Source organism: Streptomyces sp. NPDC051987, from assembly GCF_040680735.1.
Taxonomy (GTDB): Bacteria; Actinomycetota; Actinomycetes; order Streptomycetales; family Streptomycetaceae; genus Streptomyces.
The window spans coordinates 63,959-89,184 of record NZ_JBFAXI010000013.1; the positions used below are offsets into that span (position 1 = coordinate 63,959).

At 72.1% G+C, this 25,226-nt stretch carries 26 protein-coding genes; 14 read left to right on the forward strand and 12 right to left on the reverse strand.

Annotated elements, in window-relative coordinates:
• Positions 1 to 14: 14 nt before the first annotated feature.
• A complete protein-coding gene (locus AB0M11_RS10290; RefSeq protein ID WP_365703456.1) occupies positions 15 to 416 on the forward strand; it encodes a hypothetical protein in 402 nt (133 codons plus the stop codon).
• Positions 417 to 597: 181 nt separating this feature from the next.
• The gene (locus AB0M11_RS10295; RefSeq protein WP_365703458.1) at positions 598 to 3,798 is read left to right on the forward strand and encodes a tetratricopeptide repeat protein; all 3,201 of its coding nucleotides are present in this window, start codon (positions 598 to 600) and stop codon (positions 3,796 to 3,798) included.
• Positions 3,799 to 3,813: 15 nt separating this feature from the next.
• Here AB0M11_RS10295 and AB0M11_RS10300 read toward each other — a convergent pair whose 3' ends face one another.
• Together AB0M11_RS10300 and mca are read right to left on the reverse strand one after the other, a co-directional pair.
• Positions 3,814 to 4,047 carry a hypothetical protein gene (locus AB0M11_RS10300; protein ID WP_365703460.1) on the reverse strand — a complete coding sequence of 78 codons (234 nt, stop codon included), beginning with the start codon at positions 4,045 to 4,047 and terminating at the stop codon, positions 3,814 to 3,816.
• A complete protein-coding gene (gene mca, locus AB0M11_RS10305; RefSeq protein ID WP_365703461.1) occupies positions 4,040 to 4,921 on the reverse strand; it encodes a mycothiol conjugate amidase Mca in 882 nt (293 codons plus the stop codon). Before mca ends, AB0M11_RS10300 begins: the two co-directional genes overlap by 8 nt.
• Positions 4,922 to 5,060: 139 nt before the next feature.
• Here mca and AB0M11_RS10310 point away from each other — a divergent pair, with 139 nt between their 5' ends.
• Both AB0M11_RS10310 and greA read left to right on the forward strand, forming a co-directional pair.
• On the forward strand, positions 5,061 to 5,459 hold the full coding sequence (locus tag AB0M11_RS10310) for a DUF4307 domain-containing protein (RefSeq protein ID WP_365703463.1): 399 nt from the start codon (positions 5,061 to 5,063) through the stop codon (positions 5,457 to 5,459).
• A gap of 168 nt (positions 5,460 to 5,627) precedes the next feature.
• Positions 5,628 to 6,128 (forward strand): transcription elongation factor GreA, encoded by a 501-nt coding sequence (gene greA / locus AB0M11_RS10315; protein WP_293996585.1) that lies wholly within the window; start codon positions 5,628 to 5,630, stop codon positions 6,126 to 6,128.
• Between the two features lie 61 nt (positions 6,129 to 6,189).
• On the opposite strand, the gene AB0M11_RS10320 is transcribed toward greA, so the two are convergent.
• The 3 genes from AB0M11_RS10320 to ilvA form a co-directional block, all read right to left on the reverse strand.
• Positions 6,190 to 7,044 carry an ABC transporter permease gene (locus tag AB0M11_RS10320; RefSeq protein WP_365703466.1) on the reverse strand — a complete coding sequence of 285 codons (855 nt, stop codon included), beginning with the start codon at positions 7,042 to 7,044 and terminating at the stop codon, positions 6,190 to 6,192.
• Positions 7,041 to 8,057: an ATP-binding cassette domain-containing protein gene (locus AB0M11_RS10325; RefSeq protein ID WP_365703467.1), complete on the reverse strand. Its 1,017-nt coding sequence runs from the start codon at positions 8,055 to 8,057 to the stop codon at positions 7,041 to 7,043. Before AB0M11_RS10325 ends, AB0M11_RS10320 begins: the two co-directional genes overlap by 4 nt.
• Before the next feature lie 241 nt (positions 8,058 to 8,298).
• Positions 8,299 to 9,528, reverse strand: coding sequence for a threonine ammonia-lyase (ilvA, locus tag AB0M11_RS10330; protein WP_365703469.1), 1,230 nt, complete (start codon positions 9,526 to 9,528; stop codon positions 8,299 to 8,301).
• A 161-nt stretch (positions 9,529 to 9,689) separates the two neighbouring features.
• Between ilvA and AB0M11_RS10335 the strand changes: the two genes are divergently transcribed.
• The 3 genes from AB0M11_RS10335 to AB0M11_RS10345 all read left to right on the forward strand — a co-directional run bounded on the left by AB0M11_RS10335 (position 9,690) and on the right by AB0M11_RS10345 (position 11,086).
• Positions 9,690 to 10,190, forward strand: a complete 501-nt coding sequence (locus AB0M11_RS10335) for a MarR family transcriptional regulator (protein WP_365703560.1) — start codon at positions 9,690 to 9,692, stop codon at positions 10,188 to 10,190.
• 144 nt (positions 10,191 to 10,334) lie between these two features.
• Positions 10,335 to 10,841 carry a sigma factor-like helix-turn-helix DNA-binding protein gene (locus tag AB0M11_RS10340; protein WP_365703471.1) on the forward strand — a complete coding sequence of 169 codons (507 nt, stop codon included), beginning with the start codon at positions 10,335 to 10,337 and terminating at the stop codon, positions 10,839 to 10,841.
• On the forward strand, positions 10,838 to 11,086 hold the full coding sequence (locus AB0M11_RS10345; protein ID WP_365703473.1) for a hypothetical protein: 249 nt from the start codon (positions 10,838 to 10,840) through the stop codon (positions 11,084 to 11,086). Before AB0M11_RS10340 ends, AB0M11_RS10345 begins: the two co-directional genes overlap by 4 nt.
• A 5-nt stretch (positions 11,087 to 11,091) precedes the next feature.
• Here the strand turns inward: AB0M11_RS10345 and AB0M11_RS10350 are convergent, their stop codons facing one another.
• Positions 11,092 to 12,249: a cystathionine gamma-synthase gene (locus AB0M11_RS10350; protein WP_365703475.1), complete on the reverse strand. Its 1,158-nt coding sequence runs from the start codon at positions 12,247 to 12,249 to the stop codon at positions 11,092 to 11,094.
• Between the two features lie 119 nt (positions 12,250 to 12,368).
• On the opposite strand from AB0M11_RS10350, the gene AB0M11_RS10355 reads away from it, so the two are divergent.
• Positions 12,369 to 13,487 carry a hypothetical protein gene (locus AB0M11_RS10355; RefSeq protein WP_365703477.1) on the forward strand — a complete coding sequence of 373 codons (1,119 nt, stop codon included), beginning with the start codon at positions 12,369 to 12,371 and terminating at the stop codon, positions 13,485 to 13,487.
• A 201-nt stretch (positions 13,488 to 13,688) separates the two neighbouring features.
• On the opposite strand, the gene AB0M11_RS10360 is transcribed toward AB0M11_RS10355, so the two are convergent.
• Positions 13,689 to 15,209 (reverse strand): lysyl oxidase family protein, encoded by a 1,521-nt coding sequence (locus AB0M11_RS10360; protein ID WP_365703479.1) that lies wholly within the window; start codon positions 15,207 to 15,209, stop codon positions 13,689 to 13,691.
• Positions 15,210 to 15,484: 275 nt separating this feature from the next.
• On the opposite strand from AB0M11_RS10360, the gene AB0M11_RS10365 reads away from it, so the two are divergent.
• Complete coding sequence (locus tag AB0M11_RS10365) at positions 15,485 to 16,135, forward strand: DUF4291 domain-containing protein (protein ID WP_365703481.1); 651 nt, start codon at positions 15,485 to 15,487, stop codon at positions 16,133 to 16,135.
• A gap of 129 nt (positions 16,136 to 16,264) precedes the next feature.
• Here AB0M11_RS10365 and AB0M11_RS10370 read toward each other — a convergent pair whose 3' ends face one another.
• On the reverse strand, positions 16,265 to 16,645 hold the full coding sequence (locus AB0M11_RS10370; RefSeq protein ID WP_365703483.1) for a helix-turn-helix domain-containing protein: 381 nt from the start codon (positions 16,643 to 16,645) through the stop codon (positions 16,265 to 16,267).
• Positions 16,646 to 16,736: 91 nt separating this feature from the next.
• Here AB0M11_RS10370 and AB0M11_RS10375 point away from each other — a divergent pair, with 91 nt between their 5' ends.
• Both AB0M11_RS10375 and AB0M11_RS10380 read left to right on the forward strand, forming a co-directional pair.
• Positions 16,737 to 17,666: an NADP-dependent oxidoreductase gene (locus AB0M11_RS10375; RefSeq protein ID WP_365703485.1), complete on the forward strand. Its 930-nt coding sequence runs from the start codon at positions 16,737 to 16,739 to the stop codon at positions 17,664 to 17,666.
• 112 nt (positions 17,667 to 17,778) lie between these two features.
• On the forward strand, positions 17,779 to 19,056 hold the full coding sequence (locus AB0M11_RS10380; protein WP_365703487.1) for a bifunctional GNAT family N-acetyltransferase/ATP-binding protein: 1,278 nt from the start codon (positions 17,779 to 17,781) through the stop codon (positions 19,054 to 19,056).
• Between the two features lie 18 nt (positions 19,057 to 19,074).
• Here the strand turns inward: AB0M11_RS10380 and AB0M11_RS10385 are convergent, their stop codons facing one another.
• From AB0M11_RS10385 to msrA, 3 genes are all read right to left on the reverse strand, one after another.
• Positions 19,075 to 19,467: a signal peptidase I gene (locus AB0M11_RS10385; RefSeq protein ID WP_365703562.1), complete on the reverse strand. Its 393-nt coding sequence runs from the start codon at positions 19,465 to 19,467 to the stop codon at positions 19,075 to 19,077.
• A 20-nt stretch (positions 19,468 to 19,487) separates the two neighbouring features.
• Positions 19,488 to 19,985: a hypothetical protein gene (locus AB0M11_RS10390; RefSeq protein WP_365703489.1), complete on the reverse strand. Its 498-nt coding sequence runs from the start codon at positions 19,983 to 19,985 to the stop codon at positions 19,488 to 19,490.
• 287 nt (positions 19,986 to 20,272) lie between these two features.
• A complete protein-coding gene (gene msrA, locus AB0M11_RS10395) occupies positions 20,273 to 20,785 on the reverse strand; it encodes a peptide-methionine (S)-S-oxide reductase MsrA (protein WP_365703491.1) in 513 nt (170 codons plus the stop codon).
• 196 nt (positions 20,786 to 20,981) lie between these two features.
• On the opposite strand from msrA, the gene AB0M11_RS10400 reads away from it, so the two are divergent.
• Positions 20,982 to 22,091, forward strand: a complete 1,110-nt coding sequence (locus AB0M11_RS10400) for a serine hydrolase domain-containing protein (protein ID WP_365703493.1) — start codon at positions 20,982 to 20,984, stop codon at positions 22,089 to 22,091.
• Complete coding sequence (locus AB0M11_RS10405; protein ID WP_365703495.1) at positions 22,088 to 22,864, forward strand: hypothetical protein; 777 nt, start codon at positions 22,088 to 22,090, stop codon at positions 22,862 to 22,864. Before AB0M11_RS10400 ends, AB0M11_RS10405 begins: the two co-directional genes overlap by 4 nt.
• 162 nt (positions 22,865 to 23,026) lie before the next feature.
• Here the strand turns inward: AB0M11_RS10405 and AB0M11_RS10410 are convergent, their stop codons facing one another.
• Positions 23,027 to 24,070 (reverse strand): NAD(P)-dependent alcohol dehydrogenase, encoded by a 1,044-nt coding sequence (locus AB0M11_RS10410; RefSeq protein WP_365703497.1) that lies wholly within the window; start codon positions 24,068 to 24,070, stop codon positions 23,027 to 23,029.
• Between the two features lie 173 nt (positions 24,071 to 24,243).
• Here AB0M11_RS10410 and AB0M11_RS10415 point away from each other — a divergent pair, with 173 nt between their 5' ends.
• Positions 24,244 to 25,152 carry a helix-turn-helix transcriptional regulator gene (locus AB0M11_RS10415; protein ID WP_365703499.1) on the forward strand — a complete coding sequence of 303 codons (909 nt, stop codon included), beginning with the start codon at positions 24,244 to 24,246 and terminating at the stop codon, positions 25,150 to 25,152.
• Positions 25,153 to 25,226 lie beyond the last annotated feature (74 nt).

A 25,226-nucleotide genomic window follows, 5' to 3' on the forward strand; every position in this document is an offset into this window, starting at 1 on the left:
GAAAGGCGAAGCGGATGAGGCGGCTGAAGCAGTGGGCACTGATCCTTCTCGGGTCGTCCGCCGTGCTGCTGGTGCCGTGGATGGTGGTGCTGGCGCGCACGCTGCCCACCCGGACCGAGGTGCACAACTGGTCACTGGCCTGGATCGGGCTGGACGTCCTGATGGCGGCAGGGTGCGCGGCGACGGCGGTGCTGGGCCTGCGGGGCGACGCCCGAGCCCGTCTCACCGCCTCGGCGACGGCCTCGGTCGCGGTCCTGGACGCATGGTTCGACATAACGACGTCCCCGATGGGCGCGGCCCTCCTGGAAGCACTGGCCAGCGCGGTGGCGGAGGCGGGGCTGGCGGCGGCCTGCGTGTACCTGGCGCTGTCCAAGGGATGGGGCCGGATGGCCGCCCAGCCGGGCCAGGCCCGGTAGAGCGTCGGCCGACGCCGTCACAGCCGCACACCTGCGCGAAAACGGCCCTCCCGCTCCCGGCGGCTTCATGAGGTACCGCCACCGAACCCTCACCGATCGCCTGATCGCCGCCCCCTCGCCATCGTGACCCTTCCCAAGGACACTCGTAGCCAACGGAGTTGCCGCTGGAGGGGGACGGGACATGCGGGACGCCCATCGGGCGGAAGCCGACCGGCTGCTGGTGCGGGCCGTGGAGGAGGAGGTCCGCCGTTCGGGCGGCCGGGTCGACGGACAGGTCCTGCTGTCCCGGGCACGCGACGGGCTGGCGGAGATGGAGCGGACGGCCGCCGAGGAGTACGCGGCCTACACCCGCGCCCTCGACGCGACGGAGGCGGACCGCCCGAGCTTCGGCCGCCGCTACGCCAAGGCGGGCTCCGGAACCGCCCTGCTGGTCGCGGCCGTCGCGGCGGTCGCCGCCACCGTCGCCGACCTCTCGCTGGGCACCGGGGCGGCCACGGCGCTCGGCGCGGGCGTGGCCGCCGGGGTGGCCGGGGCGGCCGCCACGGTCGTCAAGGTCGCCGGTTCCCATCTGCCCGCCGCGCATCACCACGCCGGCGCGGCCGGACAGCCCGGCGGTCCCGAGCAGTTGCGGCTGCAGTGGCTGACCGCGCTGGAGGTCCGGGGCATCCGGCCGTTCCTCGACCAGCAGCGGGTGCTCAGCGCCTCCACGGGGCCGAAGAAGCAGGCTCCCGGGCTGCGCGGCGCGGACAAGAGCGCGGCCGCCCGCAGGCGTACGGTGCTGGAGCAGTCGTTCGGTCAACTACCCACCGTCGACGGCCCGTTCGCCGGACGGCAGCAGGAGCTGGCGCGGATCCGGCAGTGGGCGCAGGCGGCCCGGGCGGCCACCGAGACCCGGCCGACCGTCGTGGTGCTGCACGGGGAGCCCGGCTCCGGCCGCACCGCCCTGGCGGTCCGGGCCACCCACGAGCTGCGGGACCTCTTCCGAGGCGCGGTGGTCGTGGACCTGCGCGGCGACACCCGGGACGAGCCGCCGCTGTCCACCCGGGACGCCCTGCTGCATCTGCTCAACCGGCTGGGCGCGCCGCGCGAGCAACTGCTGTTCCGGGAGCGTTCCTCCGCCGACCAGCAGGTCAAGCGGCTGAGCGAGTTGTACCACCAGCACCTGACGGGTCTCGCGGTGACAATCGTGCTGGACGACGCCTCGGACCCCGAACAGGTGCGCACCCTGGTGCCGGAGCGCTCCGACAGCCTGGTCCTGGTCACCGCCCGGGACCAGCTCGACCTGCCCGCCGACCTGCCGGCCTGGGTGCACCGGCTGCCGGTCACCGCGCTGGACGCGGCCGGCGCGGAGGAACTGCTGGACGCGGCCGCCGAAGACGCGTCGGGGCCGTACGACGCGCAGTCCGCGGACCGGATCAGGGAGTTGTGCGGCGGGCTGCCCCTGGCGCTGCGGGTCGCGGGTTCGTCGCTGGGCTCGCGGTCGCCGCTCCAGCTCGCCACCGACCTGGGTGCCTACGGTCCGGTCGGGCCGGTGGAGCGGGTGCTGTGGCTGCGCTACACCGACCAGTCGGAGACGGTGCGCCGGCTGCTGCGGAGGCTGGCGCTGGCGGGCCGGGCCTCGCTGGGCGCGGCGGCCGCGGCCGCCCTGCTGGGCACGGACGAGGCCGAGGCGACCCGCCACCTGGTCACCCTCGCGCGGGCCGGGTTGATCGACCACGTCCGCGGCAGCCGCTACCGCCTGCACGACCTGGTCCGCTCCTTCGCCCAGGCCCGCCTCCTGGACGAGGAGACCCCCGCCGACCGCACGGCGGCGCAGGAGCGGCTGATCGTGAACTACGCGGAGCTCGCCGACTCCGTGCTGCGCCTGGTCGACGGCAACATGTCGACCCGCTCGGACCGGTTCAGCCCGCACGGCTTCACCTCCCTCGACGACGCGCTGCGCTGGCTGGACGACGAGTCGAGCTTCATCACGGCGGCGCTGCGGCACGCGGAGGGCGTGGACCGGACGGCCGTGCAGAACCTGCTGGGCGCGCTGTGCGACTACTGCCTGCTGCGCGGCGACCTCTACCGGCTCGGTGAGATCAGCGAGCTGGCACAAACGGTCGACGAGGGCCTCCTGGTCCGCTCGGTGCAGTGGCGTACCGGTATCGCGGCCCGGCAGCTGGGCGAGCTGGACAAGGCCCGCACCACCCTCACCTCCGTCGTCGACCTGTACCTGGAGGCGCACCACGACGCCGGTGCGGCCCGCGCCCTGTGCTCGCTCGGCATCACCCTGCACCACCAGGGCAACCTCACCGAGGCGGCGGCCAGACTGCAGGAGGCGCTGGACCTCCAGGCGGCCCCGGAGCTGGCCACCGACCGCGCGTGGACGATGCACGCCCTGGCTGCGGTGCAACGCGACCGCGCCCGGCTGCCGGACGCGCTGGACCTGCTGACCCGCTCGCTCGTCCTGCACCGGGAGGGCGGTTCGGTGCACGGCGAGGCCTGGGCGCACTTCCAGCTCGGCCAGCTGGCGCTGCGCATGGGCGACGTGCCGCGGGCGGAGGAGGAGCTGCGCGCCGCGCTCGACCGCTACGGCCGTACCCGTGACGCCCGTGGCGAGGCCTGGGCGCTGACCCAGCTGGCGCGGGCCCGGCTGGTGGCCGGCGACGCGTCACCGGCGGCCGACGGACTGCGCGCCGCGGCGGCCCGGCACCGCGAGAACGAGGACGCGCGCGGCGAGGCCTGGACGGTGTACTACCTGGGGCTGGCCCTGGAGGAGACCGGCACCCTGGACCAGGCGGTCCGCGAGCTGGAGCGTTCGCGGACGATGTTCTCCCGGATACGGGACGTCTACGGCCTGGCCTGCGCCCGCCACCACTCGGCCCGGGTCACCCGCGACCAGCGGGCCGCACAGACCGGCTCGCTGCGCAACTCGGGCTTCGCCCGCCAGCTCCTGGTCGACGCCCGTGCCGACTTCCAGCGGATCGGCGTGGTGCACGGCGAGGCCTGGACCTGCCTGGAGCTGGCCGTCGTCGACGCCGGCAACACCCGCACCCAGCAGGCCCTCGCCCTGTGCGACGAGGCGGTCACGCTGTTCACGTCGTACGGCGACCGGCGCGGCGAGGACTGGGCCCGCTTCCTGCGCTGCACCCTGCTCCCCTACGCCGCGCCCGGCGGCGTGGAGGTGGGCACCGCCGTCGCCCAGGAGGAGCTGGCCCAGCTCGCCCGCGGCGTCCACCCGCTGCGCGACGGGAAGCTGACCGAGTACGTCACCGCGTACGGGCTGCTCCTGGAGCGCGGGGTGCAGCTGGAGTCGGGCTGGCAGGCCTGGCGGCTGGGCATGATCCCCGGTCGGCACTCCCGCGAGGTGATGGGAGTGCCGGTCCCGGCCAGGACGTGAGCGGCGTGCCGCCGGTCAGCTCTTGTGTTCGGCGGCCGGCGCCTCGGAGTCCGCCCCGTGCTGGGCGGGCTCCTTGAAGTCGACCTTCTGCATGTGCTTCGTCATGGACTTCATCAGGCCCCAGACCGCCAGGGCCATCACCGCGAAGACGATGAATGCGAGGACTCCGGGGGTGACCTTGTTCTCGTCGACCTCCTTGGCGAGGGGGACGAGGTGCGTCAGTGCCAGGCTTGCGCTCATGTCAGGCATTGTCGCGGATGCCCGCAAAGAGGTCGTCCTCGGGGAGGGAGGTATCGACGAGCGACTTCGCCAGCTCGTACTCCTCGGTCGGCCAGACCTCCTTCTGGAGCTCCATCGGCACCTTGAACCAGCCGCCGTCCGGGTCGATCTGCGTGGCGTGCGCGATCAGCGCCTTGTCGCGGATCTCGAAGAAGTCCGCGCACGGGATGTGCGTGGTCAGCGTGCGCTCGGTGCGCTCGAACTCGTTCCACCGCTTCAGCCAGTCCCCGTACGGCGACTCCAGGCCGCGCTCCAGCATGGCGTTGTGCAGCGCCTCGGTGCGCGGGCGGTTGAAGCCCTGGTTGTAGTACAGCTTCTGCGGCTGGAAGACCGGCCCGAACTCGGCCTCGGGGTACTTCTCGGCGTCCGCCGCGCCCTCGAACGCCACCATCGAGATCTTGTGGGTCATGATGTGGTCGGGGTGGGGGTAGCCGCCGTTCTCGTCGTAGGTGGTGATCACCTGCGGGCGGAAGGCGCGGATGCTGCGCACCAGTTCACCGGCCGCCTTGTCGACGTCCTCCAGGGCGAAGCAGCCGTCGGGCAGCGGCGGCAGCGGGTCGCCCTCGGGCAGCCCGGAGTCGACGAAGCCGAGCCACTCCTGCTTGACGCCGAGGATCTCGCGGGCCTCGTCCATCTCCTTCTTGCGTACCTCGTGGATGTGCTCCTCGATGTACTTGTCGCCCTGCAGCTTGGGATTGAGGATGGAGCCGCGTTCTCCGCCCGTGCAGGTCACGACCAGCACGTCCACCCCCTCGGACACGTACTTCGCCATGGTCGCCGCGCCCTTGCTCGACTCGTCGTCGGGGTGGGCGTGGACGGCCATCAGTCGCAGCTGGTCAGTCAAGACTCAATCCTTGGTAAGTCGGCGCCCCGGTGTCATGGGGTGCGATCGGCGGCTTCTATAGTGACCGAATCGGGGGGCGAATAATTCCGGGGTCCGGTTCCCGACGGGTCCGGGGGCGGTTCCTGCCAGGAGGACGATCATGAGTACCGCGAGCACGCGGCTGCCCGAGGGCCGCTACGGCGGCTCCTCGGACGAGCGCGCCGACCGCAGGCTCAAGGTCGCCGGCGCGCTGCTGGGCGCGCTGCTGCTCGTGCTGGTCGGCTACTGGGCCTACCACTACGTCGTGCAGAACAAGATCAGCGCCCAGGTGATCAGCTTCGACGCCTCCGACAGCGCCGTCAAGGTGCGTCTGGAGGTCCACAAGGACGCCGGCGCCTCCGGCTACTGCACGCTGCGCTCCCAGGCGGCGGACGGCTCCGAGGTGGGCCGGGCGGACTTCCGCTTCACCGGTTCGGCCACCGAGATCGACCGGATGGTCACCCTCCGCACCACCGCCCGGGGCACCACGGCGGAGCTGCTCGGCTGCCACGCCGACTGACATCAGCCGGAATACGTAGGCACTGACCTGCGTTGACGTGACTCTGATGGCATATGTCCTCCCCCTTTCGCCGTTGAATTGTTAGGCTCGTGGTTTCGCCCTTCCGTGAAGGAACATGCTTCTGGGTAGGGCGATGCTTTGTATTCCCAGTACCGACGAGGAGCACCTGTGACCCAGACCAGCGAGAACGTCACCTGGCTGACCCAGGAGGCGTACAACCAGCTCAGGGCCGAGCTGGAGTACCTGTCTGGTCCTGCGCGCACGGAGATCGCCGCCAAGATCGCGGCCGCGCGCGAGGAGGGCGACCTGCGCGAGAACGGCGGGTACCACGCGGCCAAGGAGGAGCAGGGCAAGCAGGAGCTCCGTGTGCGCCAGCTGACCCAGCTTCTGGAGAACGCCAAGGTCGGCGAGGCCCCGGCGTCCGCGGACGGTGCCGTCGCGCCCGGCATGGTGGTGACCATCGCCTTCGACGGCGACGAGGACGACACCATGACCTTCCTCCTGGCCTCGCGCGAGTACGCCAGCGCCGACGTGGAGACCTACTCCCCGCAGTCCCCCCTGGGCACCGGGGTGATCGGCCACAAGGTGGGCGAGGACGCGGAGTACGAGCTGCCGAACGGCAAGAAGGCCTCGGTGAAGATCCTGAAGGCCGAGCCCTACTCGGGCTGACCCGGACAGACACCCGCCCCCGGCGTCCGCGGGACGCCGGGGGCTTCTGTCATGCGGGGCCTCAGGCGGCGGCGGAGCGGTACTTGCGGACCGCCAGCGTCCGGAACAACGCGATGATCAGGACCGACCAGATCAGCGAGGCCACGACCGGGTGCTGCATGGGCCACGCGTCGGACGCCTGGAAGCCCGGGGGGAGGTTGCCGAACAGCTCGCGGCTCGCCTGCACGGTGGCGCTGAACGGGTTCCACTCGGCGATGTGGCGCAGGAAGGCCGGCATCTTGTTCGCGTCGACGAATGCGTTCGAGATGAAGGTCAGCGGGAACAGCCAGATCAGTCCGCCCGAGGTCGCCGCTTCGGGGGTGCGCACGGACAGGCCGATGAGCGCGCCGATCCAGGAGAACGCGTACCCGAGCAGGAGCAGCAGCCCGAATCCGGCGAGCACCTTGCCGAGGTTCTCGTGGGTTCGCCAGCCGACGATCAGGGCGACGACCGCCAGGACGACGAGGGTGAGCGCCGTCTGCACCAGGTCGGCGAGGGTGCGCCCGGTCAGGACCGCGCCGCGCGCCATGGGCAGGGAACGGAAGCGGTCGATGAGGCCCTTGTGCATGTCGTCGGCGATGCCCGCACCGGCGCCCGCCGTGGCGAACGTGACGGTCTGGGCGAAGATGCCGGCCATCAGGAACTCGCGGTAGGCCTGGGTGGAGTTGGATCCGCCGACCTGGATCGAGCCGCCGAACACGTAGGTGAACAGCACCACGAACATGATGGGCTGGATGAGCCCGAAGATCAGCATCTCAGGAATCCGGGACATCCGGATCAGGTTTCTCTTCGCCACCACCATCGAGTCGCGGAACGACTGGGTCACGGCGTTGCCGGGGGCGGCCGGCACCCGCGCGGTGTCGCTGACGGCGCTCACTTCACGGTCTCCTTGCGGCTGTCCTTGCGGGAGTTCTTCTTGTTGTCCTGCCCGCCGCTGGTCTCGGGTTTCTCCTCGGCCACATGGCCGGTCAGGGACAGGAAGACGTCGTCGAGGGTGGGGCGGCGCAGGGCGATGTCGTCGATCTCGATGCCCCGGGTGTCCAGCTCGCGGATGACCTCGGCGAGCAGCTTGGCGCCGCCGGTGACGGGCACGGTGAGCTTGCGGGTGTGCTCCTCGACGGTGGTCTCGCCCTTGCCGAAGCCGCCCAGCACCTCGGCGGCGGTCCGTATGTGCGCGCGCTCGTGCACCACGACCTCGACGCGCTCGCCGCCGGTGCGGGCCTTGAGCTCGTCGGACGTGCCCTGGGCGATGACCTTGCCGTGGTCGACGACCGCGATGTCGTGGGCGAGGTGGTCCGCCTCTTCCAGGTACTGGGTGGTGAGCAGCAGGGTCGTACCGCCGGAGACCAGGTCCTTGATGACCTCCCACAGCTGTTGGCGGTTGCGCGGGTCGAGGCCGGTGGTCGGCTCGTCCATGAACATCACCGGTGGGGAGACGACGAGGGCGGCGGCCAGGTCGAGGCGGCGGCGCATGCCCCCGGAGTAGGTCTTGGCGGGGCGGTCGGCGGCGTCGGTGAGGTGGAACTGCTCCAGCAGCTCGACCGCGCGGGCCTTGGCCTGCCTGGCCCGCATCTGGTAGAGCCGGCCGACCATCTGCAGGTTCTCGCGGCCGGTCAGATACTCGTCGACCGCCGCGAACTGGCCGGACAGGCCGATGGAGCGGCGTACCGCGTCCGGCTGCTTGAGCACGTCCAGGCCGGCGACGACGGCCTTGCCGCTGTCGGGGCGGAGCAGGGTGGTCAGGCAGCGGACGGCTGTGGTCTTGCCGGCGCCGTTCGGACCGAGCAGGCCGAGGACCGTGCCTTCGGGTACGTCGAGGTCGACGCCGTCCAAAGCCCTTACGTCACCGAAGGTCTTGACCAGACCTTCGGCATAGATGGCGCCTGGCATATGGGTCTCCACGTCGTCGGTGATGGTGCGCAAAAGGCTAGGTATGCGGCGCTCGGTCCGCCTATGGTTTTCCCCCGGCGCTCGCCGGCGAGCGGGGCGGCGGTGGCCACGTGACACACCATAACGCGATGTATCGCGTTCGTCGACGGATTTTCCCGAACGAGTGAGTGAACAGGCGGTGACCTGGACTTCTAGGTGCTCAACCGCGACGCTCAATCGATGGCGCTCAGTCGATTGCGCCTCAGTCGATGACCGTGTAACCGGCCTCGCGCAGGGAGTCGCCGACCTCCGCGCAGTGGGCGGGGCCCTTGGTCTCCAGGTGGAGTTCGACCTCCGCCTCCGTGAGCCCGAGCCGGGGATCGGTGCGGATGTGGCTCACGTCGAGCACGTTGGCGTCGACCGCGGAGAGCACCCCGAGCAGGGTGGCGAGAGCGCCCGGCCGGTCGGTCAGCCGCAGCCGTACGGCCAGGTAACGGCCCTGCGCGGCCATGCCGTGCCGCAGCACCCGCTGCAGCAGCACCGGATCGACGTTCCCGCCGGACAGCACGGCGACGACCGGTCCGGCGAAGGAGCCGGGCTCGGCCAGCAGCGCCGCGACCGGACTGGCCCCGGCCGGTTCCACCACCATCTTGGCCCGCTCCAGGCACAGCAGCAGCGCGGCGGACAGCTGGTCCTCGCTGACCGTGCGGACCTCGTCCACCAACTCCTCGACGATCGCGAACGGCACGTCACCGGGCCGTCCGACCTTGATGCCGTCGGCCATCGTCGCCGGGTTCGCCACGGTGACCGGGTGCCCGGCGGCCAGCGAGGGCGGATACGCGGCCGCGCCCGACGCCTGGACGCCGACGATCCGCACGTCGGGCCGGACCGTCTTCACCGCGACCGCGATCCCGGCCGCGAGGCCGCCGCCGCCGATACCGACGACGATCGTGCCGACCTCGGGACACTGGTCCAGGATCTCCAGCCCGACCGTGCCCTGGCCGGCGATGACGTCGGGATGGTCGAAGGGGTGGATGAACACCGCGCCCGTCTCGGCCGCGTACTGCTGGGCGGCGGCCAGCGTCTCGTCGACCACCTGGCCGTGCAGCCGGACCTCCGCGCCGTACTCCCGGGTGGCGCTGATCTTGGGCAGCGGGGCGCCGACGGGCATGAACACCGTCGAGTGCACGCCGAGCAGCGAGGAGGCCAGCGCCACACCCTGCGCGTGGTTGCCGGCGCTCGCGGCCACGACTCCGGCGGCGCGCTCCTCGGGCAGCAGCCCGGCGATCCGGACGTAGGCACCGCGCAGCTTGAACGAGCCGGTCCGCTGGAGGTTCTCGCACTTGAGGTGGACCGGCGAGCCGACCAGCTGGGACAGGTGCCTGCTGCCCTCCATCGCGGTCACCCGAGCCACGTCCGTGAGCATCTTCTGGGCGCCGCGCACGTCGTCGAGGGTGACGTGGCGCAAGGAGTCAGCCGTGCTGTAGCTCATGACTCAAGTCTCGCAGTTCACAGGCCGAAGACGCGGGTGTGACCAACCTCCGAGACCGGTTTGGGCAGCGCCGGTACGGCTCGCCCCCTGTCCGCGTACTCTGTCCCCCACCACAGCACTCTTCATGAAGTGAGCCCCCGGCCATGCCCACAACACCTGGAATGTCGATGGACATGACGACCGTCGGTGACAGCGGTCTCCTCGACACGCTGCAGCACGAGGTGGCGGTGTTCGCCCGCCGTGCCGAACAGACCCGGCTCGGCGGCGTCGGCCAGGTGCGCAACTCCATGGACCGCGCCGCCTACCTGCTGCTGAACCGCCTCGACAAGGAAGGCCCCATGGGGGTCAAGGCACTCGCCGCGAGCATGGGGATCGACTCGTCCACGGTCACCCGGCAGGTGGCTCCGCTGGTCGACACCGGGCTCGTCAAGCGCACCTCGCACCCCGAGGACGGCCGGGCCGTGGTGCTCCAGCTGTCCCCGCGCGGGCTGTCGCGGCTGGAGGAAGTGCGGTCGTCGCGGCGCCAGCTGATGGCGGAGCTGACGCAGGACTGGCAGCCGGAGGAGCGCGAGACGTTCTGCGCGCTGCTCACCCGTTTCAACAGCGCGCTGTCCGCGCGGATGGCCGTACCGCCGGGCGCGGACACCGCACCGGCCACCTGAGAACCCGGGCCGGGACTCCTCGGCCCGCCGCGCACGACGGCAGGCGCAGGCGTGTGTGCCGCGCGGCTCTTGACCGTGGGCCCGCCCCTGGCCTCATATGAGACCGGGCCCCCGTGTCCGGGGCCCCGCGGTCGGGGAGGCACGGTGCGTGATCGGCAGGCGCTGCGGGACGCCCGCCGGGCCCGGGAGTTCGAGGCGTTCGTCGCGGGCGCGGCTGGACGGCTGCTGCATGCCGCCACCCTGCTGACCGCCGAGGCGCCGGACGACAACCCCCGTGCCCGACGGCTGTTGAGCCTCGCGCTCGCGCACACGTACGCGTGCTGGGACCGGCTGCGCGGCGAGGACCCGTACGACCGGGCCCGTCAGCACCTGGCTCTCCGCTTCGCGAACTCCGCGTGGCACCAGTACGGCGGCCCGCTCAGCCGCACGCGGCCGCACCCCGGAGCCGCCCTCGCCGTCCTCACTCCCCAGGAGCGTCTGATCCTGGTGCTGCGGCTGTACGAGGGGGTCGCCGAGGAGCAGACGGCGGCGCTGCTCGGCATGCCCGCGGAGCGCGTGCACGCCGTGTGCGAACGGGCGACGGCGACCGTGCTGCATCCGCCGCGGAAGACGGCGACCGCGCTGCTGGGAGCGAAGGTGGCTCCGTCGTGAACCGTCTCGAACGCGAGGCCGCCGTCCGGCGGATCATGGACCGGACGCCGCCCGCGGTGCCGCCCGACCTCTACGGCGAGGTGGTGCGCCGGGGCGGCCGGATGCTGCGGCGCAGACGGCGGGGCCGCCGCCTGTGGTGGCTGCTGCTGTGCGCGGCGGCGGTGGCGTTCACCGTCTGGGCGGCGACAGCGCACCCGTGGGTGGAGCCGCCGTCCACGACGACTCCGCCCGTCGTCGGCTGGTGAAACGCTCAGCCGAGGGCCTGCTGGAGGTCTTCCAGCAGGTCGTCGACGTTCTCGATGCCCACGGACAGGCGCACCAGGTCGGCGGGCACCTCCAGGGCGGAGCCGGCCGCGGACGCGTGGGTCATGCGCCCCGGGTGCTCGATCAGGGACTCGACGCCGCCCAGCGACTCGCCGAGCGTGAACACCTTGGCGCGGTCGCAGACCGCGACGGCCGCCTCCTCGCCGCCCTCGACCTGGAAGGACACCATGCCGCCGAAGGCCTTCATCTGCTTGGCGGCGGTCTCGTGCCCCGGGTGCTCGGGCAGGCCCGGGTACAGGACGCGCGTCACGCGCGCGTGCCGGCTCAGCATGTCGGCGATCCTGGTGGCGTTCTCGCTGTGCCGGTCCATGCGCACCGCGAGCGTCTTGGTGCCGCGCAGCACCAGCCACGAGTCGAAGGGGCCCGCGACCGCGCCCATGGCGTTCTGGTGGTAGGCGAGCTCCTCGCCGAGCGTCTGGTCCGACACGATCAGCGCGCCGCCGACCACGTCCGAGTGACCGCCCATGTACTTCGTCAGGGAGTGCACGACGACGTCCGCACCGAGCGCGAGCGGCTGCTGGAGGTAGGGCGTGGCGAAGGTGTTGTCGACGACGAGCCGGGCGCCCGCGTCGTGCGCGACCTGGGCTACGGCGGCGATGTCGGTGATGCCGAGCAGCGGGTTGGAGGGAGTCTCCACCCAGACCGCCTTGGTCCGCGGGGTGATCGCGGCCCGCACGGCCGACGGGTCGCTGGTGTCGGCGACCGACCACTCCACTCCCCACCGGGAGACGACCTTCGCGAACAGCCGGAACGTGCCGCCGTAGGCGTCGTTCGGGATGACCACGTGGTCTCCGGGGCTGAGCAGCGTGCGCAGCAGGGCGTCCTCGGCCGCCAGCCCTGACGCGAACGCGAGCCCGCGCCGGCCGCCCTCGAGGGCGGCGAGGTTCTCCTCCAGGGCGGTCCTGGTGGGGTTGGCGCTGCGGCTGTACTCGTAGCCGCCGCGCAGGCCGCCGACGCCGTCCTGCTTGTAGGTCGAGACCTGGTAGATCGGCGGTACGACCGCACCGGTGAGGGGGTCCGCCGTGTTGCCCGCGTGGATGGCGAGCGTCTCGAAGTGCTGACTGATGTGGTGCCTGTCGCTCATGGTGGACGAGCCTAGTGCTCCGCGGGCCGAGGCGCGTCGTCCACAGCCCGGGGCGGCGGTTGTCCACAGGTCAGGACACCGGTTGGCCAATTGTCGGCGCCGTCTGGTTCGCTTGACGCATGGCGATTCTCTGGGCCCTGATGGCGGCGCTCCTGCTGAGCTTCGCGCTGCTCCCCGTCCTGCGGCGGCGGCGCGGCATGATCGAGCAGGTCCACCCGAGCCACCCGGACGCCGCCGACCCGGCGGACTACGGTTTCGTGCGCGAGGAGGACCTGGACATCCGCATGCCCGGCCCCGACCAGGACCTGCTGGACGTCCTGGACGTGGTGCAGCGGACCCAGGACTACCGCGCGGCCTCGCAGCTGCTCGCGGGCACGGAGATCACCGGTGAGCTGCGCTGGCAGCGCGTTCAGGCGTTCGCCGGCGCGGCGGCGCTGGAGCTCAAGGAGCGGCCGGGCGGGGTCAGCGAGACGCCGGGCGGGCAGTGGCTGCGGGTCTGGCGGGCCGAGCAGCCCAAGGACGCCGGCGGTGCGGCCGTGCACGCGGAGTTCCTGGTGCAGCAGGCGTGGCGGACGTCGACGCCCGGCACCGACGACTTCCGGATCATCATGGAGGAGGCCAGGGACGCCTGCGGGCAGGCGGCACTGCTCTCTCCCGGGGACCCGGTGCCGTACATCATCGAGCTGTCGGTGGCGCGTGGGCTGAACTACCCGCGGCCGGAGTTCGAGCAGCTGTGGCTGAGGATCCTGGACCGCGCACCGGCGCACATGGGAGCGCACCTGGCGGCGCTGCACTACTGGTGCGAGAAGTGGCACGGTTCGCGCGAGCTGGCGTACTCCTTCGCCGAGGCCGCCGCCGCCCGCGCCCCGCGGGGCTCGCTGCTGGCCGCGATGCCGCTGTTCGCGGTCTTCGAGCACCTGCCCGAGGTGAACCTGGTGGCGAGCTTCTACCAGAGCGAGGTCGTCACCAAGGCCGTCCACGGCGCCCTGCACGCGGTGCACTCGGCCCGCGAGGACGACCCGATGCTCGCGCACGTCCGGCATCTGCTGGTCTTCTTCCTGGTGCGGGCGGAGCGCTGGGCGGAGGCCATGGGCGAGCTGATACACGTGGACGGGCACGTGGGAGCCCTGCCCTGGACGCTGTCGGCGAACCCGGCCGCCGAGTTCGCCCTCTACCGCGCGCTGGCGGTGGCGGGCTACGAGGCGAACGGGGGCAGCCCGGCGACGCTGCACAGCTGAGGAAGCGCATCTGAGGGGCACAGCTGAGGGGCGCAGCTGAGGAGAGACCGGCAGGGGGCGGTCCTCGCCCATGACCGCGACATCACTGATCCGCGCCGGAGCGGCGCGGGACGCGCGTCGTGCCGGACGCCCGACCGGGGTTGGGCGTCCGGCGTGCCGCCGGTGGGCGGGCGGAGGTGTCTGCCCCCGCCCGCCGGGTTGTCAGGGAGCGTCGACGAGGCCGTACTTCGGCACGGTCACCGTGCGGGCGCCCGGCGTGCCGCCGAGGACGACCTTGCGGTAGGTGACGTTGTTGGCCGTGCTCTGCTCCTTGAGCCGGTTGTCGGGGTTGGCGATGACCTGGATGTAGTAGGTGCCGTTCGGCAGGTCCGTGACGTCGAAGGACTGACCGGGCCGGTACTGGCTGTAGGTGTCGCCGTTGCCGACGTCGAGCACCTCGCGCACCGAGACGGCGGTCTCCTCACCGCAGGCGGTGGCGAGGTCGGTGTTGTACGGGTGCCAGTTGGCGTTCTTCACCGTGTAGTCGATGGCGTCGGTGTTGGCCAGGCAGAACGCCTCCTTGCCGCTGCGGACGATCTCCTTCTTGTCCGCGCCGAGCAGCCGGTAGCTGGCGAAGTCGCTGAAGTGCCAGTGCTGGTGGCCCTCCCGCGGGTCCCACTCCATGGTGCCGGTGGGCGTGTACCCGACCTGCTTGCCCTTGGCGTCGTAGAAGTACTGGTACGCGTCCATCTTCTCCGCGCCGGGCTTGCGGAACCCGTCCACCACGAGGGGCGACGGGCCGCCGTTCCAGACGGTGGCGCTGAAGGCGAGGTAGTCCTTGCCGGCGGCGGCACCCGCTCCGCCCTCGTCCCCGTCGGTGATCGCGATGCCGTATGCGGGGAGGGCGCGCAGGTCGGGCTTGGGCATGTCGGCGACGACGGCGGCCTTGCCGACCGGGCGGGCGGCGGCCGGCTTCAGGTTCTTCGACGCGCTCTTCTGCGCGCGCTTGGCACCGGCCAGGCCCTGGCCCCCGCCGGAGTCCTGCTGACGGACCGTCACCTTGATGGTCTGCGTCGTGTCCGGGATTCCGAACAGGTCGCGGTACTTCTTCGCCACCGACACCTTCGCGGTGTAGACGCCGGCCGGCAGGTCGACCGCGTCGGTCCCACGGAAGCCCTGGGACGTGGCTGCCGCCCAGCCCTTCTCGACACCCCACACCCCGCCGAGCGCGAACGGGTTGTCGGCGCAGCCGTCGGGGTAGTTCGAGGTGGCCGGAGCGTCCGGCCGGAGCCGGCCCGCCCGGTTGTTCGGGCAGAACGACTGCGTCGTGTCGACCTTCTTCGCGCCCGACTCGTCGCTGATGCTGACCTTGAGGAAGCCCGGCAGGCCCGAGAAGTCCTTCACCAGGCCCTTCGGCAGGGTCCTGGTCACCGTCCGGCCACCGGAGTGGATCACCTGCGAGGCGACGACAGGGTCGTTGTAGGACTTGCGCGTCACCCGCAGCTCGAACGGTCCCCCGTCGACCGTGAGGTAGGTGCCGAGGTCCAGGTAGACCCCGGGCTCGCCCGGCCATCGGTCGACGGTCACCGAGGGGGTGGCGGCGATCAGGGCGAGCTTCGGCGTGCCCGCCGGCGTCGCCGCTCCCGCGCCGGGCGCGGCGAGGGTTCCGGCGGCGCCGACGGTGAGAGCGGCAGCGGCGATGACCGCCGAACGCCTCAAGGCAAGGGGGTGGTGTCTGGTCATGGGTGCTCTTTCTGCGTCTGGTCGGGACGAGTCGTGCACGTCTTGCCGGCACGGGAGAAGGTGCTTGTGTGCCATCTGTGAAAAGGGTAAGAAGCCGACTCAGGTTGCCTCACAACCGAAACTCGCCCTGAAAATCGGCCCGTTGCCACCACCGACTCGATGCTCGACACCCCGCCTGCCCCTCAGCCGGGGACCCCGGGCAGACACCGCTGCCGACTGTGCCCCCACCCAAAAACCACTGGCCGTCCGCGCGAACCGACCCGACCCTGTACCTCATGGAACGACCCCCACACGAGATCCGCGCGACCTATGGACCGTCCACCATCACCGTCTACCAGGCCTACTCCCCCCAACTGGGCCTGCCCGCTGCCCGTGAGGGGCGTTTCCCCACCACGTGGAAGCGGGACAGGATGACATGGATCAAGCCGTCGTTCCTGTGGATGATGTACCGCTGCGGCTGGGGTGCCAAGGAGGGGCAGGAGACCGTGCTGGCTGTCGAGATCAGCCGGGACGGCTTCGAGTGGGCGCTGCGCAACGCGTGTCTGTCGAGCTACGTCCGCGGAGTGCATCCTGACCGGGCTGCCTGGCAACGTCAGTTGAAGCGGGCGCCCGCTCGCGTGCAGTGGGACCCCGAGCGCGATCTGCACCTGCAGCCCCTGCCGTACCGCTCTCTGCAGCTCGGCCTTTCCGGTGAGGCCACGCGGCGATACGCGGACGAGTGGACGGTCACCATCCGCGACGTGACTCCGCTCGCCCACGAGATCCACGCCCTCGTCGCGGTGGGTGACTTGGCCTCCGCGACCCGGCTGCTGCCACAGGAACGCCCGTATCCCGCAGACGACGAGTTGCTCGACGGTCCCCTGCGCGTTCCTCACCCTGCCGTCGGCACGGGCCAGGGCGCGGTCGGCCAGGTCCGGTGGTGCTGACGGAGTGAGCGGCCCGGAGCGGGGCGCCGTCACCATGCGCCCCTGCGGCACGGGTCGGCGAGCGCGCGCCCGCTCGTCCGTGTGCGGTGGGACCCCGGGCGGGTACCGCATCGGTGCCCCGGTCGGGTGTCAGTCGGCGTGGGTGAGCGGGGCGGAGGCGGTGTCGAGGGCGTCGAGCACCGCGTCGGCGTTCTGTCTGGCCCACTCGGTCAGCGTGTGGATCGGATCGATCAACGTGGCCCCCAGCGAGGTGAGTTCGTACTCGACGCGGGGCGGTGCCTCGGCGTAGGCGTGGCGGCGGATGAGGCCGTGGGCCTGGAGCCGTCGGAGGGTCTGGGTGAGCATCTTGCGGGAGATGCCGCCGATCAGCTCGACCAGCTCGCCGTGGCGGACCGGGCCCTCGCTGAGGCCGTAGAGCACGACCACCGTCCACTTGTCGGCGATGAGTTCGACCGCCAGACGGGCCGGGCAGTCGGCGAGGAAGGGATCTCCGGGGCGGAAGCCGCTCATGGCGGTCACGGTACCCGCGCCGGAGGTACCCGGAGGTTCCTGTCGGAAACCTAGCGTGGCTGCTCCCGTACTTTTCCGATCAAGGAGAGTCATGCGAGTCATCACCCAGCGGACGCTCGGCGGTCCCGACGTGCTCACCGTCGTGGACGCCCCCGAGCCCCGGCCCCTGCCGAGCGAGGTCCTCGTCCGCGTCAGGGCGATCGGCCTGAACCCGCTGGAGGCGCGCCTGCGGGCCGGCGAGTTCCCGTTGATCGGCCGGCCGCCGTTCGTCCTCGGCTGGGACATCAGCGGCGTCGTCGAGGAGGTGTCGCAGACGTGGCGGTTCAGGCCCGGCGACGAGGTGTTCGGGATGCCGCTGTTCCCGCGGGCGGCGAACGGGTACGCCGAGGCCGTGGCGGCGCCGGCGCTGCACCTGGTGCGCAAGCCGGCGGCGCTCTCGCACGTCGAGGCGGCGGCGCTGCCCGTCGTCGGGCTGACGGCCTGGCAGGGCCTCGTCGACCTCGGCGGCGTGCGCAAGGGCGACCGTGTCCTGGTCCACGGCGGTGGCGGCGGGGTCGGCCATGTCGCGATCCAGATCGCGAAAGCGCTCGGCGCCCATGTGATCACGACCGCCGGCCGGGACAAGCGGACGTTCGTCCAGGGCCTCGGCGCCGACGAGGTGGTCGACCACACGGCGGTCGACTTCACCGAGGCGGTCCGCGACGTCGACCTCGTGCTCGACACGATCGGCGGCGACACCGTCGAGCGTTCGCTCGACGTGCTCCGACCGGGCGGTCACCTGGTGACGGCGGTCGCGGAGGAGGACTCCCGGCTCATCGCCAGGTACGAGGCGGCCGGCCTGCGCTTCAGCGGCATCGCGGTCGACCCCGACCCGGTCGGCCTGCGCGGCCTCGTCGACCTCGTCGAGCAGGGCAGGCTCCGGGTCCATGTGGAGGAGACGTTCCCGTTCGAGCGCGTCGCCGACGCGCACCGGCGGCTCGACGGCGGTCATCTCCGGGGCAAGCTCGTCCTCACCGTCTGATCCCCGCGACCGTCTGATCCCGGCGCGGGACCTCATGGCAGCGAGGTTCAGGTTCGCCACGAAACATGCCGTACGAGACAATGGGACCTCCGCGCGGGGTGAGGTGGTGGCGATGCCCGCTTGGCATCTGCGTGACTATCGCGAGGACGATCTCGACCAGGCCATCCAGATCTGGGACCAGAGCCGCGAGGCCGACGAACGCCGGGTGTTCCCGGTCTCCGAGGTGATGGCCGCGGCGAAGGCCGGCCAGACGGCGGTGGTCGCGGTGGTCGGCGACCAGCTGGTGGGCATGGCCGTGGCACAGGCTCACGACAGGCGGGGCTGGATCCTGCTGGTGGCACTCGCCTCACGATGGCGCGAGCGCGGGATCGGCAGCGCACTCCTCGCCGAGCTGGAGCGGCGCCTGCGGGCACTGGGGGTGCGCCACATCAGCGCCCTGCTGCCGGCCGGTGCCGCCGGGACGAAGGCCCTGGAGAACTCCGGTTACCAGTCCCGCGCCGACCTGACCTACTACGAGAAGCTGGAACCGCCCGGAGCCGCCCACGCCGACGTCCTCGCCGCGCTGGGCGGCCGCCTGCTGCCCGACGGGCTCTGGGACGCCATGGCCGGCATGGAGCGGGAGAAGGAACTCGTCGAACGACGGGTCGTACTGCCGCTGACCGAACCGGCGCTGGCGGACCGCTACGGCGTCGCCCCGCCCAAGTCGATCATCCTGTTCGGCCCGCCCGGCACCGGAAAGACCAGTTTCGCCAAGGCGGTGGCGTCGCGGCTCGGCTGGCCGTTCGTGGAACTCTTCCCCTCGCGGCTCGCGGCCGACACGAGCGAGGGGCTGGCCGCGGCGCTGCGCGAGGCCTTCGCGGACCTGGCGGAACTGGACTCGGTACTGCTCTTCATCGACGAGGTCGAGGAGATCGCCGGTGTGCGCTCCGGGAAGGCGGTCGATCCCGGGCACGGAGTGACCAACGAACTGCTCAAGCTCATCCCCGTCTTCCGCGAGCACGACGCGCGGCTGCTGGCCTGTGCCACCAACTCGGTGCGCTCCCTGGACGCGGCGTTCCTGCGGCCGGGCCGGTTCGACTACGTCATCCCCATCGGGCCGCCGGACCGCACCGCCCGCGCGGCGATCTGGGCCCGCTATCTCAGGGGTGCGGCGGACTCGGTGGATCTCGGCCGACTGGTCGAGGCCAGCGAGCTGTTCACCCCCGCCGACATCGAGTTCGCCGCCCGCAAGGGTGCCCAGACGGCGTTCGAGCACGAGGTCGCGCACCGGCAGGGGCGGGCGGCCACCACCGAGGACTACATGACCGCCATCGGTGACACCCGGCCGACCCTGACCCCGCACACGATCGAGGAGTTCACCGAGGACATCGGCACGTACAGCCGTCTGTGACCCCGTGGCGTCCCCTGCTCAGGCTCGTGGCGGGCGCCCCTGCCCGTCGTCCGCGACCGCGTAGCCGGGCACGGACGGCCAGCGGACCGTCAGGACCACCGAGTCCTCCTCCGCGTGCCAGGAGTGGTCGACTCCGCGGCCCCACACGACGTAGTCGCCCTGTTCCGCCAGCAGGACGCTCCGGCCGGGGAGTTCGACGCGGAAACGGCCGCTGACGAGGAGCAGGAGGGCGGTGCGTTCCTCGCCCCGCACCCACTGCGGCCGCTCGTCGCCACGGGGGTGGACGCCCCACTTGATCTCCACGGCCTCGCTGTGCCGCGGATCGCCGGGGTCCTTGAAGTGCCCGAGCAGCCATCCCCGGTCCAGGGGGGCGTCCTGGCCCGCGTTGCCCACGTACACGTTGTCGTTCACGTGGTCGTTCACGCTGTCGTTCACCGGGTGGCACGCTGCTTCCGGACGGCCTGCATGAGGTCCTCCATGGCGGTCCGGGTCGCGCGGTCGCTCCCGTCGTCGATCGCTTCGAGAGCGGCGGCCGCGGCCTCGCGGACCTCGTGGGGAAGGCCGTCGGCGGCCGTGAGGCGGTAGGCGGCCCTGCGGCGCGCCACGCGTTCGGCGGCGTCCACCGCGTCCGGGCCGGACAGCGGGAAGACGGCGGCCCGGTACGCCGATATCCCGAGCACCATCATGTCCGCGATCCCGTCGGCGTACCCGAGTTCGGCGGCCTTTCCCTGACCGTCGTGCAGGGCCGCCATGATCCGGCGGCGGGACAGGACCGTGCCGACGGCGCCGCCGCCCGCCAGGGACAACGCGCAGGTCACCGCGAGGAACGGGCCGTCCCACGCGTAGCCGGTGAAGCCTCCGAGAACCGCGAGGACGACGGTCCAGGCGGCCGCTGTCCGGGCACTGATCTGCTCGGGTGTGGTGTCCATGACCGCAGTGTCCCAGCAGGCACCGCCGGTGTCCGCGCCGGGTCACACCCCGGCCCACCACCGAACCGCAGCGCTGTGCAGCAACGGCCCGCCACCAAGCCGCGGCCCTGTGCGAGCACCGGCCCACTTCCGACCGGCGACTCGCCGCCCCGCCACGGCCCGTTCCCCCGCCGCGCCTCGTTCGCCGGCCCGTCTCGCGGTCAGCAGCCCTGGGCGCGGCGTGGTCAGCCCTGGGTGCGGCGTGGTCAGCCCTGGGTGCGGCGTGGTCAGCCCTGGGCGCGGCGTGGTCAGCCCTGGGTGCGGGCGGGCAGCTTCCAGCCCGGGCGGGGGAAGTGGCAGGTGTAGCCGTCCGGGTAGCGCTCCAGGTAGTCCTGGTGCTCGGGCTCGGCCTCCCAGAAGGGGCCGACCGGCTCCACCTCGGTGACGACCTTGCCCGGCCACAGCCCGGAGGCGTCCACGTCCGCGATGGTGTCCTCGGCGATCCGCTTCTGCTCGTCGTCCACGTAGTAGATCGCCGAGCGGTAGCTGAGACCGATGTCGTTGCCCTGGCGGTTCCTGGTGCTCGGGTCGTGGATCTGGAAGAAGAACTCCAGGAGAGCGCGGTAGTCGGTCCGCTCCGGGTCGAAGAGGATCTCGATGGCCTCCGCGTGCGTGCCGTGGTTGCGGTACGTCGCGTTCGGCACGTCACCCCCGGTGTATCCCACCCGGGTCGCCGTCACCCCGGGGAGCCGGCGGATCAGGTCCTGCATCCCCCAGAAACACCCGCCCGCCAGCACGGCCCTCTGCGTCTGCGCGGTCATCGCGGCCCCTCCAATACTCGTCGGCCCGTACGTCCGGGCTGGTCACGCGGGCTGTCCGGCCCGCACACCTACTCAACGCGTCCGGGTTCCCCACGATTCCGGGCGGCCCGCCCGGGGGGCCGCGCCGGGGCCGCCGCGGCGGCGCCGTCCGGATATTCGGTTGCCCCGGGCCGCCCCCACCGGCTCAATGGCGTACATGGCCGACATCCATGGCTCGTACGACGAGCTGTTCACCGCCGTGCCCACCGCACTCGCCGCGCTGATCGACGACGGCGACGTGGGAGGCGCCGTGGCCGTCTTCGTGGACGGAGAGCCCGTGGTGGACGTGTGGGCGGGGTTCGCCGACGCCGGACGGACCCGGGCGTGGGAGCGGGACACGATCGTCAACGTGTTCTCCGTGACCAAGACGATGACCGCACTCTGCGCGCTCGTCCTGATCGACCGGGGCAGGCTGGATCCGGACGCGCCGGTGGCCCGGTACTGGCCCGAGTTCGCCGCGGCCGGCAAGCGGGACGTGCGGGTGCGGCACCTGCTGTCGCACACCGCCGGGCTGCCTGACTGGGACGGGCCGGTCGAGGAGCTGTACGACTGGACGGCCGCCACGACCCGGCTCGCCGGGCAGGCCCCGCAGTGGGAGCCCGGGACCGCGGCCGGCTACCACTCGCTCACCCAGGGGTTCCTGGTCGGCGAGGTGCTGCGCCGGATCACCGGGCGGAGCGTGGGCGAGTTCTTCGCCGCCGAGGTGGCCGGGCCGCTGGGCGCGGACTTCCAGCTCGGGCTCGGCCCCGAGGACGACTCACGGGTGGCGCTGACGGTGCCGCCGCCGGGCCTGGACGAGGACTACGCGGCCAGCGCGCCGGGCCGCGAGGCGCCCCCCACCACGGCCACCGCCCTCCGCGTCCGGGACGGCAACAGCATCGCCTGGCGGCGCGCGCAGATCCCCGCGGCGAGCGGCTACGGCAACGCCCGCTCGGTCGCCCTCGTCCAGTCACTGCTCGCCTGCGGCGGAACCGTCGGCGGGGTGCGGGTGCTGTCCCCGGAGGGGTGCGAGCGGGCCCGGCAGGTGCAGTTCGCGGGCGAGGACCGCGTCCTCGGCATGCAGGCCCGCTACGGCCTCGGCTACGGCCTGTTCGGCAGCGCCCTCGGCTGGGGCGGCTGGGGCGGCGCGCTCGTCTGGATCGACCCCGACGAACGGCTGGCGATGGCGTACGTGACGAACCAGATGCGCGAGCCGGCCGCCGACAACCGGGGCATCGAGCTGGTCATGGCCGCCCAGGACGGCGTCAAGGGGCTGCGGGCGACATGAGCGGTGGGATCTCTCTCGTCGGCGGGGGCTGGGCCGCGCCCGAGGTCTACGGGCCGCTGCTGCGGGCCTCCGGCGGCGGCCGGATCGGCTGCGTGATCGTCGACGAGGGGGACGGCGCGGAGCAGTTCGCGCGGTACGCCGGGGCGTTGCGGGCGGCCGGGGCGTGTGTGCCGGTGCCGCTGCTGGTGCCGCTCGGCGGCCGGTTCGAGCCGGACGACCTGCTGAAGGACGACCCGTCGGGCGACGGTCCGGCCGGGCTGCTGGTCTGCGGTGGGCTGACGCCCGCGTACCAGGAGGCGTTCGCCGGGTGTGCGGAGCGGCTGACCGGGCTGCTCGCCGAGCGCGGCATCCCGTACGCCGGTTTCTCCGCCGGTGCCGCGCTCGCCGCCCGGCAAGCCGTGGTCGGCGGCTGGCTGGCGGACGGTGTCCCGGTCTGCCCGCCGGACACGGCCGAGGACCTCGACGAGGTCGAGGTACGGCCGGGCCTGGGGCTGGTCCCCTTCGCGGTGGACGCGCACGCGGCCCAGTGGGGCACGCTGGGCCGGCTGGTCGCGGCCGTGGCGCGCGGGTCGGTGCCGTACGGCGTGGCGATCGACGAGAACACCGTGCTGGAGGTGGCGGCCGGGCGGGGCCGGGTCGGCGGGCGCGGGCGGGTCCACGTGGTACGCCCGACGGACGGCGGCCACGCGCGTACCGGTGGCGGGACGGGTGCGGTCGTACGCTCGTACGCGCCCGGTGAGCCCGTCCCGCTGGGCGGCCCGCTCGGCGGGTGAGGTGCGCGGGTGCCGCGCCCCGCAGGGGGCGCGGGGAACGGCGTGCTCAGTCCCCCGCCGGGCCGCAGTGGCCGGTGACGGTCGGCCCGGTGGCCGTGGGGCCGCCGACCTGCCCGGTCGGCGGCCCCTGTCCGCCGTGTCGGCGCGGCGGGCGGCGGTGCGTCAGATCGTCGCCGTGTCGATCACGAAGCGGTAGCGGACGTCGCTGTTCACGACCCGTTCGTACGCCTCGTTGACCTGGTCGGCGCTGATCAGCTCGATCTCGGCGCCCAGGTTGTGCTCGGCGCAGAAGTCGAGCATCTCCTGGGTCTCCGGGATGCCGCCGATGCCGGAGCTGCTGAGGCTGCGCCGGTTGCCGAACACGGAGGAGAGCAGGATGTGCACCGGCTCCTCGGGGACGCCGACGTTCACCATGGCGCCGTCGGTCTTCAGCAGCGACAGGTACGCGTCGAAGTCGATCGGCGCGGACACCGTGTTGAGGATGATGTCGAAGGTGCCCTTGAGGTCCTCGAAGGTCTTCGGGTCGCTGGTCGCGTAGTAGTGCGTGGCGCCCAGCTTCAGGCCGTCGTCCTTCTTGCGCAGCGACTGGGAGAGCACGGTGACCTCGGCCCCCAGGGCGGCGGCGATCTTCACGCCCATGTGGCCCAGGCCGCCAAGGCCGACGACCGCGACCTTCTTGCCGGGACCGGCGTTCCAGTGCTTCAGCGGCGAGTACGTGGTGATGCCGGCGCACAGGAGGGGGGCGGCGACGTCGAGCGCGAGGCCGTCCGGGATGCGGACGACGTAGTTCTCGTCGACGACGATCTTCTGGGCGTAGCCGCCGTAGGTGGGCCGGCCGTCCTTGCCGACGCCGTTGTACGTCCAGGTGGGGCCGCCGCCGGTGCAGTACTGCTGGAGGCCGGCCCTGCAGTTGTCGCACTCGCGGCAGGAGTCGACCATGCAGCCGACGCCCACCCGGTCGCCCACCGCGTACTTGGTGACACCGGGGCCGACCTCCGACACGACGCCCGCGATCTCGTGACCGGGCACCATCGGGAAGATCGCCGTGCCCCAGCCCTCGCGGGCCTGGTGGATGTCGGAGTGGCAGATACCGGCGAACTCGATGTCGATGAGGACATCGAACTCGCCGACCGCGCGCCGCTCGATGGTGGTCCGCTCCAGCGGGGCCTTGGCGGCGGGCGCGGCGTAAGCAGCAACAGTGGTCATGAGGGGGGATCTCCTAGGGCTGTCCTTCGCGTCCGGCTTCTTCTTCCCTCCGGGCGCTTCTCCAGGCTCCTCCACGCTACGTCGGTCACCCAGCCCACGCCTCTGCGTACGTCTGCCGTGCGTACCACTGGCGGGGTCAGGTTCGGGTGCGTACGACCGTGAATACTGGATGTATGGAAGACCAGGCCCTGTCCCCCACCACCCCCGCCGCCTCCCCGGTCCTGGACCGGCGCGCCGAGCTCAGTGAGTTCCTGCGCACCCGGCGGGCCCGGCTGCGCCCCGCGGACGTGGGGCTGCCGGACTTCGGGCGGCACCGCAGGGTGCCGGGGCTGCGGCGCGAGGAGCTGGCGCAGCTGGCCGGGGTGTCGGTGGCGTACTACACGCGCCTGGAGCAGGGCAACGGGCAGAACGTGTCGGCGGAGGTGCTGGACTCGATCGCCCGCGCGCTGCGGCTCACCGACGCCGAGCACGCGCACCTGACCCATCTGGCCAAGGGAAAACAGCACAAGAAGAAGGCGCCGGCCCGGCCGCAGCAGGTACGGGCGTCGCTGGGGCAGCTGCTGGACTCGATGGCGGGCGTGCCCGCGTACATCGTGGGGCGGCGCTCGGAGATCCTGGCCTGGAACCGGATGGCGGCGGCGCTCTTCGGCGACTGGGCGGAACTGCCGGCGGCGGAGCGCAACTGGGCCCGGCTGACGTTCCTGCGGCCCGACTACCGCGAGCTGTTCGTGGACTGGGAGCAGAAGGCGATCGACATCGTCTGCCACCTGCGGATGGACGCGGGCTGTTATCCCGACGACCCCCGGCTCTCCGCGCTGGTCGGCGAACTCTCGGTCAAGAGCGCGGAGTTCCGCCGGCTGTGGGCGACCCATGACGCCAAGGAGAAGACGTACGGGGTGAAGCAGATGCGCCATCCGCTGGTGGGTGAGCTGTCCCTGAGCTACGAGTCGTTCCGCATGGCCGGCGACCAGGACCAGGCCCTGGTCACGTACCACGCCGAACCGGGCTCGGCGTCGGCCGAGGCGCTGCGCCTGCTGGCCAGCTGGGGCACGGACGCCAACCGGGTCGCTCCGGCGCCCTGAGCCACGGCATGGGGAACGGCCCGCCGGAAGCCGCGCTTCCGGCGGGCCGCTCGCTGGGTGCTACTCAGCGGCTA

What these genes read in the sequence shown, in the direction of transcription:
- AB0M11_RS10290 (WP_365703456.1), top strand. Translation starts at nt 15, where the DNA reads ATGAGGCGGCTGAAGCAGTGGGCACTGATCCTTCTCGGGTCGTCCGCC.
- AB0M11_RS10295 (WP_365703458.1), top strand. Translation starts at nt 598, where the DNA reads ATGCGGGACGCCCATCGGGCGGAAGCCGACCGGCTGCTGGTGCGGGCC.
- AB0M11_RS10300 (WP_365703460.1), bottom strand. Translation starts at nt 4,047, where the DNA reads ATGCCTGACATGAGCGCAAGCCTGGCACTGACGCACCTCGTCCCCCTC.
- AB0M11_RS10310 (WP_365703463.1), top strand. Translation starts at nt 5,061, where the DNA reads ATGAGTACCGCGAGCACGCGGCTGCCCGAGGGCCGCTACGGCGGCTCC.
- AB0M11_RS10325 (WP_365703467.1), bottom strand. Translation starts at nt 8,057, where the DNA reads ATGCCAGGCGCCATCTATGCCGAAGGTCTGGTCAAGACCTTCGGTGAC.
- ilvA (WP_365703469.1), bottom strand. Translation starts at nt 9,528, where the DNA reads ATGAGCTACAGCACGGCTGACTCCTTGCGCCACGTCACCCTCGACGAC.
- AB0M11_RS10335 (WP_365703560.1), top strand. Translation starts at nt 9,690, where the DNA reads ATGTCGATGGACATGACGACCGTCGGTGACAGCGGTCTCCTCGACACG.
- AB0M11_RS10350 (WP_365703475.1), bottom strand. Translation starts at nt 12,249, where the DNA reads ATGAGCGACAGGCACCACATCAGTCAGCACTTCGAGACGCTCGCCATC.
- AB0M11_RS10355 (WP_365703477.1), top strand. Translation starts at nt 12,369, where the DNA reads ATGGCGATTCTCTGGGCCCTGATGGCGGCGCTCCTGCTGAGCTTCGCG.
- AB0M11_RS10360 (WP_365703479.1), bottom strand. Translation starts at nt 15,209, where the DNA reads ATGACCAGACACCACCCCCTTGCCTTGAGGCGTTCGGCGGTCATCGCC.
- AB0M11_RS10365 (WP_365703481.1), top strand. Translation starts at nt 15,485, where the DNA reads ATGGAACGACCCCCACACGAGATCCGCGCGACCTATGGACCGTCCACC.
- AB0M11_RS10370 (WP_365703483.1), bottom strand. Translation starts at nt 16,645, where the DNA reads ATGAGCGGCTTCCGCCCCGGAGATCCCTTCCTCGCCGACTGCCCGGCC.
- AB0M11_RS10375 (WP_365703485.1), top strand. Translation starts at nt 16,737, where the DNA reads ATGCGAGTCATCACCCAGCGGACGCTCGGCGGTCCCGACGTGCTCACC.
- AB0M11_RS10380 (WP_365703487.1), top strand. Translation starts at nt 17,779, where the DNA reads ATGCCCGCTTGGCATCTGCGTGACTATCGCGAGGACGATCTCGACCAG.
- AB0M11_RS10390 (WP_365703489.1), bottom strand. Translation starts at nt 19,985, where the DNA reads ATGGACACCACACCCGAGCAGATCAGTGCCCGGACAGCGGCCGCCTGG.
- msrA (WP_365703491.1), bottom strand. Translation starts at nt 20,785, where the DNA reads ATGACCGCGCAGACGCAGAGGGCCGTGCTGGCGGGCGGGTGTTTCTGG.
- AB0M11_RS10400 (WP_365703493.1), top strand. Translation starts at nt 20,982, where the DNA reads ATGGCCGACATCCATGGCTCGTACGACGAGCTGTTCACCGCCGTGCCC.
- AB0M11_RS10405 (WP_365703495.1), top strand. Translation starts at nt 22,088, where the DNA reads ATGAGCGGTGGGATCTCTCTCGTCGGCGGGGGCTGGGCCGCGCCCGAG.
- AB0M11_RS10410 (WP_365703497.1), bottom strand. Translation starts at nt 24,070, where the DNA reads ATGACCACTGTTGCTGCTTACGCCGCGCCCGCCGCCAAGGCCCCGCTG.
- AB0M11_RS10415 (WP_365703499.1), top strand. Translation starts at nt 24,244, where the DNA reads ATGGAAGACCAGGCCCTGTCCCCCACCACCCCCGCCGCCTCCCCGGTC.